The sequence below is a fragment of the Mesorhizobium sp. M0028 genome, from assembly GCF_040323855.1.
Taxonomy (GTDB): Bacteria; Pseudomonadota; Alphaproteobacteria; order Rhizobiales; family Rhizobiaceae; genus Mesorhizobium.
The window spans coordinates 57424-76592 of sequence record NZ_JAMYVG010000011.1; the positions used below are offsets into that span (position 1 = coordinate 57424).

16 protein-coding genes are annotated in these 19169 nt (G+C 64.5%); 5 read left to right on the top strand and 11 right to left on the bottom strand.

The genetic code is table 11. The features are described from left to right. Positions 1 to 124: 124 nt before the first annotated feature. The 11 genes from NKJ93_RS20435 to NKJ93_RS20485 form a co-directional block, all read right to left on the bottom strand. Positions 125 to 937, bottom strand: coding sequence for an enoyl-CoA hydratase family protein (locus NKJ93_RS20435; RefSeq protein WP_352483284.1), 813 nt, complete (start codon positions 935 to 937; stop codon positions 125 to 127). Continuing rightward, positions 925 to 1404, bottom strand: coding sequence for a MarR family winged helix-turn-helix transcriptional regulator (locus tag NKJ93_RS20440; RefSeq protein WP_023717870.1), 480 nt, complete (start codon positions 1402 to 1404; stop codon positions 925 to 927). The genes NKJ93_RS20435 and NKJ93_RS20440 overlap by 13 nt, the downstream gene beginning before the upstream one ends. Further along, positions 1398 to 2171 (bottom strand): SDR family NAD(P)-dependent oxidoreductase, encoded by a 774-nt coding sequence (locus NKJ93_RS20445; RefSeq protein ID WP_023717869.1) that lies wholly within the window; start codon positions 2169 to 2171, stop codon positions 1398 to 1400. The genes NKJ93_RS20440 and NKJ93_RS20445 overlap by 7 nt, the downstream gene beginning before the upstream one ends. Further along, positions 2168 to 4462: a bifunctional salicylyl-CoA 5-hydroxylase/oxidoreductase gene (locus tag NKJ93_RS20450; protein WP_352590789.1), complete on the bottom strand. Its 2295-nt coding sequence runs from the start codon at positions 4460 to 4462 to the stop codon at positions 2168 to 2170. The genes NKJ93_RS20445 and NKJ93_RS20450 overlap by 4 nt, the downstream gene beginning before the upstream one ends. A 141-nt stretch (positions 4463 to 4603) precedes the next feature. Then, complete coding sequence (locus NKJ93_RS20455) at positions 4604 to 5203, bottom strand: VOC family protein (RefSeq protein WP_352483281.1); 600 nt, start codon at positions 5201 to 5203, stop codon at positions 4604 to 4606. A gap of 80 nt (positions 5204 to 5283) precedes the next feature. Then, positions 5284 to 6114, bottom strand: coding sequence for an ATP-binding cassette domain-containing protein (locus NKJ93_RS20460; RefSeq protein ID WP_023717868.1), 831 nt, complete (start codon positions 6112 to 6114; stop codon positions 5284 to 5286). Then, positions 6107 to 6997 carry an ABC transporter ATP-binding protein gene (locus NKJ93_RS20465; protein ID WP_352590791.1) on the bottom strand — a complete coding sequence of 297 codons (891 nt, stop codon included), beginning with the start codon at positions 6995 to 6997 and terminating at the stop codon, positions 6107 to 6109. Before NKJ93_RS20465 ends, NKJ93_RS20460 begins: the two co-directional genes overlap by 8 nt. Next, positions 6994 to 7842 (bottom strand): ABC transporter permease, encoded by an 849-nt coding sequence (locus tag NKJ93_RS20470; RefSeq protein ID WP_352590794.1) that lies wholly within the window; start codon positions 7840 to 7842, stop codon positions 6994 to 6996. Before NKJ93_RS20470 ends, NKJ93_RS20465 begins: the two co-directional genes overlap by 4 nt. Beyond that, positions 7835 to 8842 (bottom strand): ABC transporter permease, encoded by a 1008-nt coding sequence (locus NKJ93_RS20475; protein WP_352548805.1) that lies wholly within the window; start codon positions 8840 to 8842, stop codon positions 7835 to 7837. The genes NKJ93_RS20470 and NKJ93_RS20475 overlap by 8 nt, the downstream gene beginning before the upstream one ends. Positions 8843 to 8911: 69 nt before the next feature. Beyond that, positions 8912 to 10438, bottom strand: a complete 1527-nt coding sequence (locus NKJ93_RS20480) for an ABC transporter substrate-binding protein (RefSeq protein WP_352590795.1) — start codon at positions 10436 to 10438, stop codon at positions 8912 to 8914. A 108-nt stretch (positions 10439 to 10546) separates the two neighbouring features. After that, positions 10547 to 12121 carry a phytoene desaturase family protein gene (locus NKJ93_RS20485; RefSeq protein ID WP_352590798.1) on the bottom strand — a complete coding sequence of 525 codons (1575 nt, stop codon included), beginning with the start codon at positions 12119 to 12121 and terminating at the stop codon, positions 10547 to 10549. A 122-nt stretch (positions 12122 to 12243) separates the two neighbouring features. Between NKJ93_RS20485 and NKJ93_RS20490 the strand changes: the two genes are divergently transcribed. The 5 genes from NKJ93_RS20490 to NKJ93_RS20510 all read left to right on the top strand — a co-directional run bounded on the left by NKJ93_RS20490 (position 12244) and on the right by NKJ93_RS20510 (position 19157). Continuing rightward, entirely contained in the window at positions 12244 to 13035 is a 792-nt protein-coding gene (locus tag NKJ93_RS20490; RefSeq protein WP_023717862.1) for a cyclase family protein, read from the top strand. 293 nt (positions 13036 to 13328) lie between these two features. Further along, a complete protein-coding gene (locus tag NKJ93_RS20495) occupies positions 13329 to 14900 on the top strand; it encodes a phytoene desaturase family protein (RefSeq protein WP_352483277.1) in 1572 nt (523 codons plus the stop codon). After that, positions 14900 to 15376, top strand: coding sequence for a MarR family winged helix-turn-helix transcriptional regulator (locus tag NKJ93_RS20500; RefSeq protein WP_352483276.1), 477 nt, complete (start codon positions 14900 to 14902; stop codon positions 15374 to 15376). Before NKJ93_RS20495 ends, NKJ93_RS20500 begins: the two co-directional genes overlap by 1 nt. A 45-nt stretch (positions 15377 to 15421) precedes the next feature. Continuing rightward, positions 15422 to 17575 (top strand): thiamine pyrophosphate-dependent enzyme, encoded by a 2154-nt coding sequence (locus tag NKJ93_RS20505; protein ID WP_352590801.1) that lies wholly within the window; start codon positions 15422 to 15424, stop codon positions 17573 to 17575. After that, entirely contained in the window at positions 17568 to 19157 is a 1590-nt protein-coding gene (locus NKJ93_RS20510; protein ID WP_352590803.1) for an indolepyruvate oxidoreductase subunit beta family protein, read from the top strand. The genes NKJ93_RS20505 and NKJ93_RS20510 overlap by 8 nt, the downstream gene beginning before the upstream one ends. Positions 19158 to 19169 lie beyond the last annotated feature (12 nt).

Sequence of the window (19169 nt, forward strand, 5' to 3'; positions counted from 1 at the left end):
TCCCGGCGATGTTGGAGATTGGCGAAAGCGGGCCTGACATCCAATCTCCCCCCTTGAGGGGGAGATGGCCGGCAGGCCAGAGGGGGGTGCTGTCTTGCCAGCGTGCCCATGGAAGCGATCATCCTCAATCCCCCTCGAACACCGGCTTCTCCTTGGCGACGAAAGCCTTGTAGGCCCGTTCGAAATCGCGGGTCTGCATGCAGATCGCCTGCGCCTGCGCTTCCGCTTCGATAGCCTGGTCGAGGCCCATCGACCACTCCTGGTTCAGCTGCGTCTTGGTCATGCCATGGGCGAAGGTTGGGCCGGAAACGATGCGCGCGGCCATGTCGAGCGCGTCGGCCTCGAGCGTTGCGGCATCGACCAGCCGATTGTAGAAGCCCCAGCGCTCGCCTTCCTCGGCGCTCATCGTGCGGCCGGTATAGAGCAGTTCGGCGGCGCGACCCTGGCCAATGATGCGCGGCAGGATCGCGCAGGCGCCCATGTCGCAGCCGGCAAGGCCGACGCGGCTGAACAGGAAAGCCGTTTTTGCCTGTGGCGTGGCGATGCGGATGTCGGAGGCCATGGCGATAATCGCGCCGGCGCCGACCGCCACGCCGTCGACCGCCGCAATAATCGGCTTGCCGCAATTCAGCATCGCCTTGACGAAATCGCCGGTCATGCGAGTGAAGGCGAGCAGCGCCTTCATGTCCAACTTGACCAGTGGGCCGATGATTTCGTGGACATCGCCGCCCGAGCAGAAATTGCCGCCATTGGGAAGGAACACCACCGCATCGACGTCGTCGGCGTAGACAAGGTCGCGAAAAGTGTCGCGCAATTCGGCATAGCTGTCGAAGGTCAGCGGGTTCTTTCGCTCCGGCCGGTCAAGCCGGATCTTTGCGATTTTGCCTTCGACCTGCCAGAGGAAATGCTTCGGCTTGCGGCCGGCTATCTTTGCCATTCCCGTCCCTCCCAATTGCTGCGGAAGGAGGTCAGCATGCCGGTCAGCCGGCGCGCCTCGTCCTCGCTCACATTGCCCAGCAATTCGCCGACCCATTTTTCATGCGCGGCGGCGATCACGCCGAAAGTCTTCGATCCCTCTTCCGTCAGCCGTACCATCGAGGTGCGGCGGTCGCCATTGCGTCGGGCTCGCATCACCAGCCCTTCCGAGACCAGCCGGTCGATGATGCCCGTGACATTGCCGTTGGACACTAGCAGGAAGCGCGACAGGTCGCTCATCAGCATGCCCTCGGGCGCCCTGTAGAGCGCGGCCATCACGTCGAAGCGTGGCAGCGTTGTGTTGAATTCTTGCCGCAAGCGTTCGCGCAGCTCGGCCTCGATGGTGCGCGAGGCGCGCAGCAAGCGTATCCACAGCCGCAGGCGGTCCTTGCCGGGTCCGGACGGGGCGGGCAGGGGACCGGCTACCATGTCTCACCTCCGGAGATCGAAATCGTTTGTCCGGTGATCGACCCGGCGGCGTCGCTACACAGATAGAGCACGGCGGCTGCAATTTCCTCTGGCTGGATGAAGCGGCCTTGCGGGTTGGTCTCGGCAAGGCTTGTCCGCGCCTGCTCGGCCGAGCGGCCGGTCGTTTCGACGATGCGCCGAACGGCGCCTTCCAGCATTTCGGTTTCGACGAAACCCGGGCACACCGCATTTACGGTCACGCCGGACTTCGCGGTCTCGACGGCGAGTGCCCGCATCAGACCGACGACGCCATGCTTGGCTGCGACATAAGCTGCAACATAGGGATAGCCTTTCAGTCCGGCGGTGGAAGCGATGAAGATGATACGGCCCGTCTTGCGCGCGGCCATGCCGGCCAGCGCCGGCTTCACCGTCAGGAACACACCGGTCAAGTTGACGTCGAGCGTGCGCTGCCAGTCTGCCAGCGAGGTCCGCTGCGCCGAGGCGCTGCCGGACATGCCGGCATTGGCAACGACGACGTCTAACGGTCCGCGTGCCGCTTCCGCGTCCTCGTAGAGCGACGCCATCGATGCCTCGTCGGTGACGTCGGCGGCAATGGCGAAGATGCGCTTGTTCTGAGCGGCGACCTCGGCAAGCGGCTCCACGCGCCGGCCACAGATGGTCACATCGATGCCTGCGCCGGCCAGCGCCAGCGCGATCGCCCGGCCGACGCCGGAGCCGCCGCCGGTGACCAGCGCATGTCGCCCTGAAATCGCTGCGGCGGAACTCATACTTTCAACCCCGCCGCCGCTTCGCGCTCGGCCAGCCGGTAGAGTTGGTCGCGGCCGGGCAGATAGGGATCCGGCCATTTGACGCCGCGATCGCCAAGCGTGACCGCCGCATGCAGCGTCCAATAGGGATCGGCAAGATGCGGCCTTGCCAGTGCGACGAGGTCGGCGCGGCCGGCCATCAGGATCGAGTTGACATGGTCCGGCTCGTAGATATTGCCGACCGCCATGGTCGCCATGCCGACTTCGTTGCGGATGCGGTCGGAAAATGGCGTCTGGAACATGCGGCCATAGACCGGTCTTGCCACGGCCGAAGTCTGGCCGGCCGACACGTCGCAGATGTCGACTCCGGCTTCATGCAGCTGCCGCGCGATCTCGACCGCATCGGCCGGCGTCACGCCCTCGATGCCGAGCCAGTCATTGGCGGAGATGCGCATCGAGATCGGCTTTTCAGCCGGCCATACGGCGCGCACCGCATGAAAGATTTCCAAGGGATAGCGCATGCGGTTTTCCAACGAGCCGCCATAGGAGTCGGTGCGCCGGTTGGTCAAGGGTGTGATGAAGGAGGACAGGAGATAACCGTGCGCGGCGTGGATTTCGAGCATGTCGAAGCCGCAGCGCGCCGCCATCTCGGCCGAAGCGACGAACTGCTCGCGCACCGTATCCATGTCGGCGCGGTTCATCGCCCTCGGCACCTGGTTCTGCGGCGACCACGGCACGGAAGATGCCGCCATGACGGGCCAATTGCCCGAGGTCAGCGGCACGTCGGTTCCCTGCCAGCCGAGCCGGGTCGATCCCTTGGCGCCGGAATGGCCGATCTGCGCACAGATTTTGGCTTCGGTTTCGGCATGAACGAACTCGACCAGCCGCTTCCAGGCGACCTCATGCTCGGGCGCATAGAAACCGGGGCAGCCTGGCGTGATGCGGCCTTCCGGGCTGACACAGGTCATCTCGATGTAGAGGAGAGCGGCGCCGCCCTTGGCCCGTTCGGCATAGTGGGCGAAATGCCAGTCGGTCGGACAGCCGTCGACCGCCTTGTACTGCGCCATCGGCGAGACGACGATACGGTTCTGCAGCGCCATGTCGCGCAGCCGGAACGGCGCAAACATCGGCGCGCGACGCAGACTGTTGCCGCCAGCACCGGCCTGACGTTGGAACCATTCCTCGGCGCCGGCCAGCCATTCGGCATCGCGCAGCCGCAAATTCTCGTGACTGATGCGCTGCGAACGCGTCAGCAGCGAATAATTGAACTGCACCGGATCGAGGCCGAGATAGCGCTCGACCTCCTCGAACCATTCGAGCGAATTGCGTGCCGCCGACTGCAGCTTCAGCACTTCGGTGCGGCGGGCGTCCTCATATTTGCTAAAGGCGGCCTCGAGGTCCGGCTCGGACTCGACATAGTCGGCCAGCGCCACCGCGCTTTCCAGCGCCAGCTTGGTGCCGGAACCGATCGAGAAATGCGCGCTCGCCGCCGCGTCGCCCATCAGCGCCAGGTTTTTGTAGGACCAGCGTTCGCACAAGACGCGCGGGAAATTGATCCAGGCCGAGCCGCGGATATGATTGGCGTTGGTCATCAGCGCGTGGCCGCCGAGATGGCGGGCAAAGATGCGCTCGCAGACGGCAATCGATTCCTGCTGAGACATCGCGCCGAAGCCGAAGCGTTGCCAGGTCTGCTCGCTGCATTCGACGATGAAGGTCGCGGTATCGCTGTCGAACTGGTAGCCATGCGCCCAGACCCAGCCATGTTCGGTTTTCTCGAAGATGAAGGTGAAGGCGTCGTCGAATTTCTGACGGGTGCCGAGCCAGACGAACTTGCATTTGCGGACATCGATATCAGGCTTGAACACGTCGACGAAGGCGCCCCGCGCTTTCGAGTTCAGCCCATCGGCGGCGACGACCAGATCGTGCGTCTCCATATATGGCTTGGGATCGGCGATGTCGGTCTCGAAGACCAGCTTGACGCCGAGTTCGCGCGCCCGCCGCTGCAGCAGCGTGAGCAGCCGCTTGCGGCCGATGCCGCAAAAGCCGTGACCGGTCGAGACCGTGCGCACGCCGTCATGGATAACGGCGATATCGTCCCAATAGGCAAAATGCTTGCGGATCCAGACGGCGCTGACCGGGTCGTTCCTGGTCAGGTTCTCCAGCGTTTCGGCCGACAGCACGACGCCCCAGCCGAACGTATCGTCGGCACGGTTGCGCTCGAACACCGTCACCTCATGCGCCGCATCCCGGAGCTTCATCGAGATGGCAAAGTAGAGGCCGGCTGGTCCGCCGCCGAGAACCGCAACTTTCATCGTGCGATCTCCTCTTCGCTTCTGTTTGTCGAGTTTACGCCTGAGGAAAATTAATTCAAGCTTGAAGTTTCAAGATTGAAACAATCCGCCCGGATAACTCGCCTTGCCGGCAGTCGGCTCCGCAGGCCAGGGACTCCCGGGCTATTTTTCCGGGTTCTTCGGACTCCACAGCACCGTTTCTGCATCCTTTTCATAGGCCATGCCATTGGGATAGCTGATCGCTTCCAACTGCAAGCCCCAAGGGGCCTGGAAGTAAAGGATGGCCTGGCCGGCGGCGGGGCCTTCGGTAACCGGCAGCGGTCCCATTCGCGTCTTGACGCCCTTGCCGTCAAGATAGGCTTTTGCGGCGGCGATGTCGTCGACATAGAAGGCGATATGGAAGCCGCCTATGTCGCTGTTGCGAGGCGTCAGGTCCTTCTGGTCCGGCGCGGTGTATTTGAACAGCTCGATGTTCGACCCGTGTCCGCAGCGGACCAGGGTGATCTCCTCGATCACCGCCTTGGGATCGACGCCCAGCAGATCCTGCATGAATGTGCCCTTGTCGTCGGCGAACGGGCCGAACGACATCGCCTTCTTGCAGCCAACCACTTCGGTGAAGAAATCGACCGCCTGCTGCATGTCGGGGACGGTGACGCCGGTGTGGTCGTGGCCACGCATGCCGGGTATGGAACTGGCGCAAGCGGTGCCGATGCTTCCCAGCACGGTGGCTGCAAGCGTCGCATATCGGATCGCATTCTTCATATCAGTCATCCTCCATAGCGGGACATTTTGCCGGGCGCACGCCCGAGGCCCGCTCTTCGGCGTGCGAATAGGATTGTGCTTCATGCCGGCGCCTTTGGGGCGGGAAGCAGCCAGGCGTCATCGATCTCGGGCAGCGGAATGGCGGCGAGGAGGTCGCGCGTGTAGGCCTGCCGCGGGTGCTCGAACAAAGTATCCGTCGCGCTGGCTTCGACGATCGCGCCTTCGCGCATGACGATCACTTGTCGGCAGAGCCTCCGGATCACCGACAGATCGTGGCTGATAAAGGCAACGGTCAGGCCCATTTCGGCGGCGAGTTTTTCCAGCAACGTCAGGATCTGCGCCTGGGTCGACACGTCGAGGCCGGAGACGATTTCGTCGGCCAGCACGAATTTCGGCGACAGCGCCAGTGCGCGGGCAATGCCGACGCGCTGGCGCTGGCCGCCCGACACTTCGTGGCGGTAGCGGCCGGCAAAGCTCTGCGGCAGGCCGACGCGCTGCAGCGCCTCCGCGACGCGTGCCTTGAGATTGTCGCCAAGCCCGTTCTGCTTGAGGGGTGCTGCAATGATGCTGAAGATGGTGCGGCGCGGGTTGAGCGACGACATCGGATCCTGGAAGATCATCTGCAGATTGCGGCGCAGCGGCCGGAGCTCGGCCTCAGGCAGATGTGTGATGTCGCGGCCGTCGAACATGACGTTGCCGGCACTGGGCTCCAGCAGGCGCACCAAGGCACGGCCGAGCGTCGATTTGCCGGAGCCGGATTCGCCGACGATGCCGGTCACCGATCCCCTTGGCAGGTCGAAATCCAGGCCTTTCAGGATCTCGGCCAGCGGCGCCCGGCCGATCAGCGGTTTGCGCGTCATGTCGGGCAACGCAACCTTCAACCCGCGCACGGAAAACAGCGGCTCAACCATGCGGTCGCCTCCATGCCTGGTCGGCGGCGGCGATCTCCGCGGCCAGCCCGGCCAGCACCTTGTCGTCGACCGGCTTCAGCGAGGCGAACGGATCGGTGTAGCGCGGCGTCGCCGCCATCAGCGCCAGCGTATAAGGGTGCTGGGGTGCGGCGAACAGCGCTGCGGTATCGGCCTCTTCCACCACCTTGCCAGCATAGAGCACCGAAACTTTCTGGCTGATCTTGGCAACCACACCGAGATCGTGAGTAACGAACAGGATCGCCGTGCCGTGCTCGCGCTGTAATTGCGCGATCAGCCGCAAGATCTGTTTCTGCACGGTCACGTCGAGCGCGGTCGTCGGCTCGTCGGCGACGATCAGCCTTGGTTCGGCTGCAAACGCCGCGGCGATTAGCACGCGCTGCCGCATGCCGCCGGACAGCTCGTGCGGATAGCATTTGAGCACGCGCTCGGGGTCGCGGATCTGCACCTCGTCCAGCAATTGGCGGATGCGTGCATCGGCCTTCTCACCGCTCCAGCCGAGGATGCGCACCAGCCGGTCGGTCATTTGCGGGCCGATGCGCCGTGACGGATTGAGCGCCGTCAGCGGGTCTTGCGGGATCAGCGCCGTGCGCGCGCCGATCAGGGTGCGCCTTGCCTTGGGTGCCAGCCGGCCCAGATCCTCGCCTTCGAGCAGCATATCGCCTTCGACGATGCGCACGCTCGGTGGCAGCACGCCGAGCACGGCCTTGCCGATCATTGTCTTGCCGGCGCCGCTCTCGCCGACCAGCGCGCGGACTTCTCCGGGCTCGACGGCGAGCGACACCGAGCGCAGCACGCGCAAGCCATTAGGCAGCACCGCGCTAAGGTTGCGTATGTCCAGGCAGGGTTTCGCAGGCGCGTTCATCGCAGCACCGGATCGAAACGCGCCCTGAGGCCCTCGCCGAACTGGCTGAACGACAGCACCGTCAGGATCAGCGTGACCAGCGGGAACACCAGCACCCACCAGGCCTGATGGATCGACAGGCGGCCCTCGGCGATGATGCCGCCCCAGGTCGGGTCGTCTGTCGAGATCGACAGATTGACGAAGGACAGGATCGCCTCGACGATGACGGCAATGCCCATCTCCAGCGACAGCAGCGCCACGATCGACGGCACCACATTGGGCAGCACCTCGCGCAGCATGATGCCGATGCGGCCATAGCCGGCGATGCGGGCGTTCTCGACATAGTCCATGCGCGACTGACCCATGGTCTCGGCGCGGATCACCCGGCAGAAGCGCGTCCAGTCGATGACGGCGATGGCGATGATGACCGAGCTCAAGCCGGTGCCGAGCACGGCGACCAAAAGGATGGCAAACAGCACCGGCGGAAACGCCATCCAGACATCGACGATACGCGAGATGATGCGGTCGGCCCAGCCGCCGAAATAGCCGGCGATCAGGCCGAGCGTCGAGCCGACCAGGCAGGCGGCAAAGGCCGCCGCGAAGGCGACGATGAAGGCGATGCGCGCACCGAAGATCAGCCGTGACAACAGATCGCGACCGAGGCTGTCGGTGCCGAGCCAGTAGCCGGGCTCGGCACCGCCCTGCCAGAACGGCGGCAGGCGCTCCAGCATCAAATCCTGCGCCAGTGGGTCCTGCGGTGCGACCAGCGGCGCAAAAATTGCGGCCAACAGCGCAATCAGCAGCCAGCCGCCGGCCAGCCACAGGCGGGCGCGCGAGCCATGTCTTGAAATGCGGGCCTCATCCATGGCGCAGCCTCGGATTGAGCAACGCGTACATCATGTCGACGGCAAGGTTGATCAGCACGAACAACAGCGCGAAGACCAGCACGATGCCCTGGATCAGCGGCAGGTCGCGATTGATGACGGCATCGATCGCCATATTGCCGAGACCTTCATAGGAAAACAGCCGTTCGACGATGACCGTGCCGCCGATCAGGAAGGTAAACTGCACGCCGACCAGAGTGAGCGTCGGCAGCGCCGCGTTCTTCAACGCCTCGCGCAGGATGACCTGCGTTTCCGAAAAGCCCTTTACCCGCGCCAGCACGACATAGTCGAGGTCGAGCACTTCCTTCAGCGACTGTTTCAGCAGCTGCGAGATGATCGCGGCCAGCGGCAGCGCCAGCGCGATCGCCGGCATCAGCATGTGTGCCAGCAGGTCCCTGGTCAGGTCGAAGCGCAGTCGCACGATGCTTTCGAACAGATAGAATTGCGTGGCGAAGGGCAGGTCGAGTTGCGGCGACACTCGGCCGGAAATGTCGAACACCGGCACCAGCACGCCGAACAACAAGATCAGCACCAGACCCCACAGGAAATCGGGAATCGAGAGCGCCGCACCACTGGCAATGTCGATGCCGGCCTCGACCGCGGTGCCGTGCTCGCGCGCGCCGAGGATCGCCGTCGTGCCGCCGATCGCCACCGCCATCACAAGCGCGACGATGGCGAGTTCCAGCGTCGCCGGGAGGCGATTGAAGACCAGCCCAAGCACGTCCTGCCGCAGTGAGATCGACGTGCCGAAATCGCCTCTGACCACGCCGGCCAGCCAGATGAAGAACTGCTGGACGATCGTCTTGTCCAGCCCGTACAGCGCGCGCAGCCGCGCGATGTCGGCATCGGTGGCGCCGGGCGGCAGCATCATCGCGATCGGGTCGCCGGGGGCGACACGGATGACGATAAAGACGACGACGGCCACACCGAACAGCGTGATCGCCATCGTCAGAAGACGGATCAGGAATCTTTGCAGCAGCATGGTCGCCTGTATGCTGGCGGAAAAGGCGCGCCGTCGTTGCAGACGGCGCGCGTTAGTCCCGGGCCGATCTCAGGCCGGGCTCATCAGCGCCGGCAACAGCGCGCCCGACACATGCTGCACGACATTGACGCCCTTGGCATGCACGATCGGCTGCGCATACTGGATCAGCGGCAGCACATAGGCCTGCTCGGCGATGTATTTGTCGACGGCCTTCCAGCCGGCGATGCGCTTGGCCTCGTCCTTCTCGCCCCATAGCGGGTTGATCATGTCGATCAAGTCCTGGCTGTCCCACACCGAATGCGGGCTCGGGCCATACATGGCAAAGCCGGTCGAAGTGGTGGGGTCGCCGATGGCGTTGCCCCAATTGTAGAAGGCTGCCGGCGCCAGCTTGTCGGCGGCGCGCAGCTCGTAGTGCTTGGCGATTTCGTAGACCTCGATCGTCGCCTCGATGCCGACCTTGCGCCACATGCCGACGATCGCCTGGATCATCTCGTAATCCTTGGGCTTGAAGCCCTTGGTCGTCTGGATCGTGAACTTGACCGGCTTTTCCGGCGAATAGCCGGATGCGGCCAGCAACTCCTTGGCCTTTTCCGGATTGTGCTCGACCTTGATCGACGGATCGTAGGCGGCGTATTCCGGGGTCTCCAGCGTATCGATGGGCTGTCCGTAGCCGCGCAGCAGCCGGTCGACCAGCAGCTTCTTGTCGACCGCCATCACCGCCGCCTGGCGGATATTCTTGTCCAGCATCACGTCGATGTCGTTGAAAAAGATCATGCCGATGTCGGAAACGTTCTTGCACGAGCCGGCAAGCCCGTCCTTGGCGATCAGGCGGTCATATTCCTCATAGGGGATTTCGAGCGTAACCTGCGAGGAACCGGACTCGATCTCGGCGACGCGGCTCGCCGCATCGGTGACGAACTTGATGGTCACGTTTTCGAAGGCCGGCTTGCCACCCCAATAGTTAGGGTTGGCCTTGAGCCGCAGGAAGGCGTTGCGCTCGAATTTGTCGACCATATAGGGCCCGGTGCCGATCGGAGCTTTCTCGAAGCCTTCGGCGCCGACCTTTTCGTAATAGGCCTTCGGCATGATGTAGCCGGTCAGGAACGACATCCATTTGAAATACACTGGGTCGAATTGCACGACATCGCCGGTGATCTTGTTGCCGTCGATCTTGAAATTGTTGACGTTCTTCCAGACGAACTGGATCGGGTTGCCGGTCTTCTCGTCGCCCGCCCGCTGCAGCGACCAGACCACGTCTTCGGCCGTAAATGGCGAGCCGTCATGCCAGGTGACGCCCTCGCGCACCGTCATCGTGATCTTGCTGCGATCTTCGTTCCAGCCCCATTCGGTGAGCAGGCCGGGCGCGAAGGAAAGGTCCGGCTTCTGCGGGATGAACTGGTCGAACACCGATTGGTAAAGGCCCTGGATGGTCGGGTTGACTGCCGAAGGCCCGGTGGTCGGGTCCCAGGACGGCAGGTTGACATTGTAGGCGATGGTCAGTTCGCCGGCAGCCTTGGCGATTTGCGGCAGGCCGAGCGCCGTAGCGCCAAGCGCGGCCGCGCCATATCCGAGCAATTCTCGTCTGTTGATTGTCATGGTCGTTCCCCTGTTGCTTTTATGCGCGGTGTCGTTGTCAATCGGTGGGTTCAGGCTCCTTGGGCAACCGCGCCTTGTCCTCCTTCACCCTAGTTGAAAATTACGGCTTTACCTCCCGCCAAGTTGTTGTGCGAGCATGAAGCCCGAGCCCGCACCAGTGCCGGCGCCCGGCCATGTTGCCGCCCCGGTCAGATGCAGATTGCCGACCGGCGTGTTCCAGCCGGCGTAGCCGCGCGCCGGCCGGAACAGGAAATTCTGCGCCAGATGATGGCTGCCGCAGATCTGGTCGCCGCCGACAAGGTTGGGGTTCTCGCGTTCGAGGTCGATGGGCGAGAACACGGCGCGGCCGAGGATCTTCCGGCGAAGGCCGGGCGCATAGCGCTCGATAATGTCGAGGACGCGCTCGGCGTAGTGCTCCCTAGCCTCGTCCCAGTGAGCCGCCGCGATCGTGCCCGCCGCATCGCTCACAATCTCGGCCGGCAGCATGCGCACCTGCACCCACAGCACATGCTTGCCGTCCGGCGCACGCGAGGGATCGACCGCGGTCGGCTGACCGACGACCAGCACCGGTTCATCCGGCAGCATGCCGGACATCGCCTGCTGATAGGTTCGCGACATGGCATCGAGCGACGGCGACAGATGCACATAGGCGAACTGCCGAAGCTCGGCGCCGGCGCGCCAGTCCGGCAGATCGTCGAGCGCCAGATGGATCATCATCGTCCCCGGCGCATGGCGAAAGTTTTTCATGGCCGTGTCGAAAACGGCGTCGCGCGAACCGTCAGGCAACAGCTTCCCAGTCAGCGCCTTGGGCGCGACACTGGCGATGACGGCCCTGGTGGCGGTGTGGATCTCGCCGGAAGCGAGCCGCACGCCGGTCGCCTTGCCGGCGGACACCGTGATTTCGGCGACGTCAGCCCCAGTGACGATCTTGCCGCCGGCCGCCGTGAGCATGCCCGACAAAGCGCGGATGATGGTGTCGGCGCCGCCCTTGCCGAGCACCATGCCGAAGCACTGGTTGGCCATGGATTCGAGGTAAGGAAACACCGCGCCGCCGGCGATGTCGGGGGCGAAGTCGAGATGCATGCCCCAGGTGGCGAGCGTCGCCCTGACATGCGGCGACTGGAAAGTCTCCTCGAGCCACGCGCGGGGTGAGGAAAGCAGCAGCCGCCCGGTATCGAGCGCGCCGGCAAAACCCTTCTTGCGCCACAGGTTCCAGGCAGTGCCGGCGAGCGCTCGAGCGCTCATCGGCGAGCCCAGCAGCCGGAACAGATGCTCGGCCTCGGCCGGGAATGCCGCAACCAAGCGGCGCCATGTGGCGACGTCGATTGCGGAGAAGGCGGCCATTCGTGCAGCGGTCGTTTCCAGATCGCTGCTGACACCGAACCAGCGGCCGTCGGGGAACGCACTGGCAAAACAGTCGGCCACCGGCACGAATTCCAACCCGTGGGTTTTCAATTCATTTGCATATTTCTTGTGAAAGGCCGAGCCGGCAAAAAGGCTCAGATTCATCGCGCCGAAATCGTGCCGGAAACCCGGCAGCGTGAATTCGCGCGTCTGGACGGCGCCGCCGATCGTTGCGTTGCGTTCGAAAACCGCTGTTTTCCAGCCTTTGAGCGCCAGATGCGCGGCGCATGCCAGACTGTTGTGGCCTGCCCCGACAAATATGGCGTCGAACTCGCTCACATCCCACCCAACCCATTTCCTTTATGCTTAAAGATAATTGCAGATGCATATGTTTTCGTCTAGTAGGATATTAAGGGCCGCAACGAGCCTTCAGAGCCATCCAAGAAGAGGGAACAGAGACCATGGACACGCAACAACTCCTCGGCGAAGTCGCCGGCCAGCTTCTTTCAGGCGCCATCCAGGTGGTCGACCTGACGGCGCCGCTCGGGCCGAACACGCCGCTGATCAAGCTGCCGCCGGAACTGGCGGTCGACACGCCGAAGATCGAGATCCATGCCATCTCCGCCTATGACAAGAACGGACCTTGGTGGGCGTGGAACTGGCTGAAGCTCGGCGAGCATTCGGGCACGCATTTCGACGCGCCCAATCACTGGATCACCGGCAAGGATTATCCGGACGGCGCCACCGACACCATTCCGGCGCAGAATTTTGTCGGACCCGTCAATGTCATCGACTGTTCGAAGCAAGCGGCCGCCGATCACGATTTCCTGCTCACCGTCGACCATATCAAGGCGTGGGAAGCCGAGCACGGGGCTATCAACCCCGGCGAATGGGTGGTGATGCGCACCGACTGGTACAAGCGCAACGGCTCGGAAGCCGAATTCCTCAACGCCAATGAGACCGGACCGCACACGCCAGGCCCGACCGCGGAAGCCATCCAGTATCTGATCGGCAAGGACATCAAGGGCTGGGGCAGCGAGACGATTGGCACCGATGCCGGCAAAGCAGGGGGAATGGAGCCGCCATTCCCGGCGCACAGCCTGATGCACAAGGCCAACCGCTACGGCCTCGCCAGCCTTTGCAACCTCGACCGGCTGCCGCCGAAGGGCGCGATCCTGATCGCGGCGCCGCTCAAGATCGAGCACGGTACCGGCAGCCCGATCCGCGCCCTGGCGCTGGTGCCGAGACAATAGGGCAACTGGCGGTCTTCGGGAGAAGATCATGTGCGCAGGCAATGCTGTGGTGACGGGTTGGGAGCGGCAGCGTTGCAAAGCTGCCGCTCTACGGCGCCCCCCTCTGTCCTGCCGGACATCTCCCCCTCTAAGGGGGAGATTGGCAGTTTCGGCGCCCCGTTCATTCCTGCGACGTTGGAGAGTGGCGAAGGCCGCGGTGACAGCCGATCTCCCCCCAAGTGGGGGAGATGTCCGGCAGGACAGAGGGGGGCGCGAAGGGAATTCCACCTTCCGCTCACCGGGAGCACGCATCGATGAGCGCTCCTGATCACATCATCGTCGGCAGCGGCATCAACGCGCTGGTCTGCGCCGCGATGCTTGGCGGCAAGGGGGCGAAGGTGCTGGTGCTCGAGCGCAACGACCGCATCGGCGGCTGCATGCGCACAGAAGAAATCACCGCGCCCGGCTTCATCCACGACGTGATGGCGACGACCTTCGTTCTGTTCATCACCTCGCCGGCCTATGCGGCGCTGGGCAAGGATCTGGCGCGGCACGGGCTGGAGTTCTGCAACACCTCCACGCCGACCGGCGTGCTGCGTCCGGATGGCAGCCATGCCATCCTGCGCACCGATCGCGCCGCCAATGTCGCGGCGGCCAATGCGCTTGCCGCGGGCGACGGCGACCGGCACGGCAGCGATGTCGGCGAGATCGAGCGCAATGCCGGCCTCCTGTTCGGGCTGCTCGGCGGCAGCCTGTGGTCTTACCCGACGGCAAAGCTGCTGGCGGGCGAGGCATGGCGGCGCGGCCCGCGTGGCCTTGCCGCCTTTGTCGGCGACGCGCTGGTGCCGGCGCGCGGCTGGCTGGAAAGCGCCTACCAGTCGGAAACCATGCGCGCGCTGTGGGCGCCCTGGGTGCTGCATGCCGGCCTCGGGCCCGAAGATGCGTTTTCGGGACAGATCGCCAAGGTCATCGCCTTCGCGCTTGAGGCGGCCGGCGCGCCGATCGTCAAGGGCGGTGCCAGGAACCTGCTGTCCGCCTTCGAAGCCCTGATCAGGGAACGTGGCGGCGAAATCCGCACCGGCGCCGACGTCGCGGCCATCGTCCAGAGCGGAGGCCGTGCAACCGGCGTGCGGCTGGCTTCCGGCGAGATCGTGACCGCCAAGAAGAGCGTGATCTGCTCGGTCACGCCGACCCAGCTTTACGACCGGCTGCTCGGCAGGGATGCTGCAAAGGACGACGCCGAAGCAGCGCAAAAATACCGCTACGGCAAGGGCAATTTCCAGATCCACTATGCCTTGGACAGACCGCCGGCATGGCGCGGCGAGGGCCTGGACAAGGTCGCGCTGCTGCATCTGACACCCGGGCTCGACGGCGTGTCGAAGGCCTGCAACGAGGCGGTGCGCGGCATGCTACCGGAGGTGCCGACCATCTGCGTCGGCCAGCCGCATGCGCTCGATCCTTCGCGCTGTCCGGATGGCAAGGCGATCCTGTGGTTGCAACTGCCCGAGGCGCCACGGCATATCAAGGGCGATGCCGCCGGCAAACTGCAGACACCTGCGGACGGCCGCTGGACCGAGGCGCTGCGCGAAACCTATGCCGACCGCGCCGAAGCCATCCTTGCCAGTCATATCGAAGGATTCAAGGAGAGCGTCATCGCACGCCGCGCCTATTCGCCCGCCGATCTGGAAGCGATGAACATCAACTTGGTCGGCGGCGATCCCTATGGCGGCTCCTCGGCTATCGACCAGTCGTTTCTGTGGCGGCCGTTCAAGACGAGCCGCAATCACGATACCGGCGTCAAGGGCCTCTATCATATCGGCGCCTCGACCCATCCGGGGGCTGGCTTGGGTGGCGGCTCCGGCTTCCTCCTGGCGGGGAGGCTGTGATGGAACAGAAGGTTGTGCGCCAGCGCATCTCGACACTGGGCCAAATCGGCCTGCAGCAATTCGCGCCCTATCTGATGAACCGCATCATGGGCCGCTACAATGCCACCTTGCGAGATAATTTCCGCAAGCAGGGCCTGACCATTCCGCAGGTGAGGACGCTGGCCGTGTTGTCGGTCACCGAGGGCGTCACCGTCAACGATCTGTCGGTCTATACTGTCATCGAGCAGTCGACCTTGAGCCGGACGCTCGACACGCTGGAGGGGCAAGGGTTTGTCCGGCGCGAGCAGGGGGTCACCGACAGCCGTATCCGCCACGTGTTCCTGACCGACGATGGCCGCGCCGAATTCGCGCGCGCCTGGCCGGCCATGCATGACGCGTTCGAGGTCATGTTCGACGACATCGACGATGCCGAATACGCGGCGCTGATCGCGACACTGCAGAAGATGCTGAAGAACATTCGCAAGCACGACATCTGATCTTACGCGCCGCCAGATTCCTGGCGGCAACGGAAGGAGCTCAAAATGGCCGAACGATCTTTTGCCAAGGAAGTCGAAAAGCTCAGGCTCGGTGCCGGCGAGGAGTTTTCCGGCGAGGGCATCCTCGCCATCACCAAGGCGCTGCTGCAATGCGGCGTCGGTTATGTCGGCGGCTATCAGGGCGCGCCGATCAGCCATTTGATGGACGTGCTGGCCGACGCGCAGGATATCCTGGGCGAGCTTGGCGTGCATTTCGAGGCAAGCGCCTCGGAAGCCACCGCCACCGCCATGCTGGCGGCATCGGTGCACTATCCGATCCGCGGCGCGGCGACCTTCAAGTCGACGGTCGGCACCAATGTCGCGTCTGACGCGCTGGCCAACCTGGCGTCCGGCGGCGTCACCGGCGGCGCACTGATCATCGTCGGCGAGGATTACGGCGAAGGCTCCTCGATCATGCAGGAACGCAGCCACGCCTTTGCCATGAAAAGCCAGGTCTGGTTGCTCGACCCGCGGCCGAACCTGCCGTCGATCGTCAAGGCGGTAGAGGACGGCTTCGAGCTGTCGGAAATATCCAACACGCCGGTCATGCTGCAGGTCCGTATCCGCTGCTGCCATGTGCACGGCCATTTCATCGCCAAGGACAACAAGCGCCCGGCGATGACGGTGGCCGATGCGCTCGACGCGCCGCGCCGCGACACCGGCCGCATCGTGCTACCGCCCGCGTCCTTCCTGCATGAGAAGGAGAAGGTGCAGAAGCGCTGGCCGGCAGCGGTGGATTTCATCCGCACCAACAAGATCAACGAGTTCTTCGGCCCGGAGCACGGCGCGGTCGGCATCGTCATGCAGGGCGGCATGTACAATTCCGTCATCCGGGCGCTGCAGCGGCTCGGCCTCGCCGACACCTATGGCGACACCGACGTGCCGCTCTATGTGCTGAACGCCGTCTACCCGCTGGTCGATGACGAGTTCCTGTCCTTCTGCGAAGGCAAGGACGCCGTCCTCGTCGTCGAGGAAGGCCAGCCCAATTACATCGAGCAAGCCTTTGCCGCGATGCTGCACAAGGCCGGGCGCGGCACCAAGCTCGTCGGCAAGGAACATCTGCCGATGGCCGGCGAATACACCGGCCAGGTGATGCTCGACGGCATCGGATCATTCCTGCGCGCCACCATCCCGCATCTGCTGCCAAGCGAGGTCCGCGCGCCGAACAAGATCGGCGACGGGCTCGATACGGCCGACCTGATCAATGTCGTCCCGGGCCGTCCGCCCGGCTTCTGCGTCGGCTGCCCGGAACGGCCGATCTTCGCCGCCACCAAGCTGGTCGAGCAGGAACTGGGCAAGCACCACATCGCCTCCGACATAGGCTGCCACCTGTTCTCGATCATGCCGCCTTTCGAGCTGGGCGCCACCACCATGGGCTACGGATTGGGGCCGGCTTCCGCCTCGGCGTTCAATGCGCCCGATGCCAGGCGCCGCTCGATCTCCTTCGTCGGCGATGGCGGCTTCTGGCACAACGGCCTGACCTCATCGATCGGCAATGCGGTGTTCAACAAGAATGACGGCGTCATCGTCATCGTCGACAATTTCTATTCGGCCGCGACCGGAGGGCAGGACATCCTGTCGTCCCGCGCCGGCAACAAGACGAAGTCGACCAAGCATCCGATTACCGAGGCGGTGAAGGGGATGGGCGTCAAATGGCTGCGCCACATCGACCGCACCTACGACGTAACCAAGATGCAAGACGCGCTGCGCGAAGCGCTGACGACGGACGAAAAGGGCCCAAAAGTCATCGTCGCCTCGTCCGAATGCATGCTCAACCGGCAGCGCCGCGAAAAGCCTCTGGTCGACAAGGCGATCAAGGGCGGTAAGCGGACGGTCAAGCCGAAATTCGGCGTCGACGAGGATATCTGCACTGGCGATCACGCCTGTATGCGGCTTTCCGGCTGCCCGTCGCTATCGGTGAAGTCGCTGGACGACCCGCTGCGCGACGATCCGGTGGCGCATATCGACGAGAGCTGCGTCGGCTGTGGCAATTGCGGCGAGGTTGCCGACGCGGCGGTGCTCTGCCCGTCCTTTTACCGCGCCGACGTGGTGCACAATCCGAGCCGCCGGGACCGTTTCCTGCAAGCGGCGCGCCGCGCCATGATCGGCCTCTTGCAGCGGCGCCGTGAAAGCCGGCGCCTGACATTCGCCGATGCTTGACGCTGTCCCATCAGCCCGTTCCAAGGCCGGCGCGCCGGACGACGAGCGCGTCATCAAGCTTGCCGTGCTGGCGGTCGGCGGCCAGGGCGGCGGCGTGCTGGCCGACTGGATCACCGACGTCGCCGAGCGCAACGGCTATGTCGCGCAGTCAACCTCGGTTGCCGGTGTCGCCCAGCGCACCGGCGCCACCATCTACTATGTCGAAATGTGCCGCGACACCGGCCGCCTGCCGGTCTTCGCGCTGTCGCCGTCGCAGGGCGACGTCGATATATTGATCGCCGCCGAACTGATGGAGGCCGGCCGCGCCATCATCCGCGGCTTCGTCACGCCGGAGCGCACAACGCTGATCGCCTCGTCGCACCGCATCGCCGCGGTCTCGGAGAAGATCGAGCCTGGCGACGGCCGCGCCTCGTCCTCCAAGGTGCATGCCACGGCGGAAGCCGCGGCCAAGCGCTTCATCGCCTTCGACATGGAGAAGATCGCCGCCGACAACGGCTCGATGATCTCGGCCAGCCTGCTCGGCGCGCTGGCCGGCTCCGATGCCTTGCCGTTCACACGCGAGAGCTATGAGCAGGCGGTCAGTGCCGGCGGCCGCGGTGTGAAGGCCAGCCTCGCCGCCTTCGGCGCCGCCTACGATCGGGCGCGCGGCATCGCGAGTGCGCCTTCGGGCGACAAGACTGAACAGCCGGCGGCCGCTGAAACCGGCTCGGGCGCGGCGACAGAAGTCAGCGGCCCGGAAAGGCTGTTGAAGGGCTGGCAACAATTGGCGGCGCGCGTCGCTGCGCTGCCTGTGCCACTGCACGACATGGCGCTTCGCGGTCTGAAAAAGGTTGTCGACTATCAGGACATCGCCTATGGCGGCGAGTATCTCGACCGGCTAGACCGGGCCGTCGTCCTGGACAATGCCGAACATGACTACGCGCTGTCGATCGCCGCGGCAAAGCATTTGGCCAATGCGATGTGCTACGACGACATGATCCGCGTCGCCGACCTGAAGACGCGCTCGAGCCGCGACCGACGCGTACGCCGCGAGGTCGGCGTCAAGGACGGCTCGGTCCTGCAGGTGACCGAATATTTCCATCCGCGCATTGAGGAATTCTGCGGCACGCTGCCGGCCGGGCTCGGCAGCTATATCGAAAGCCGGCCGAAGCTCGCCGCATTCCTCGACCGCCGCATCAACCGCGGCCGCCACATCCGCACCGACAGTTTTGCCGGCTTTGCCGCATTGTGGTTCATCGGCGGCCTGCGCCGCTGGCGCCGCCGCCTGCTGCGCCACAAGGTCGAGACCGCCCATCTCGAGCGCTGGTATGCGCTGGCGCTCGGCCAAGTCGGCCAGGACTACGCGCTTGGCACGGAGATCCTCAACTGCCGCCGGCTGATCAAAGGCTACAGCGATACCCATGCCCGCGCGCAGTCGAAGTTCGACCGCGTGCTGTCGGCGCTCGACGTGGTCAAGGGCCGCCCGGACGCCGCCGACTGGATCAGGCGCCTGCGCGAAGCCGCGCTGAAGGACGAGAAGGGCGACATGCTTGACGGCGCGCTGAAAACCGTGGCGTCGCTGGGTGACACCTCGCCGAGCTGAGGCGCTCGTTCA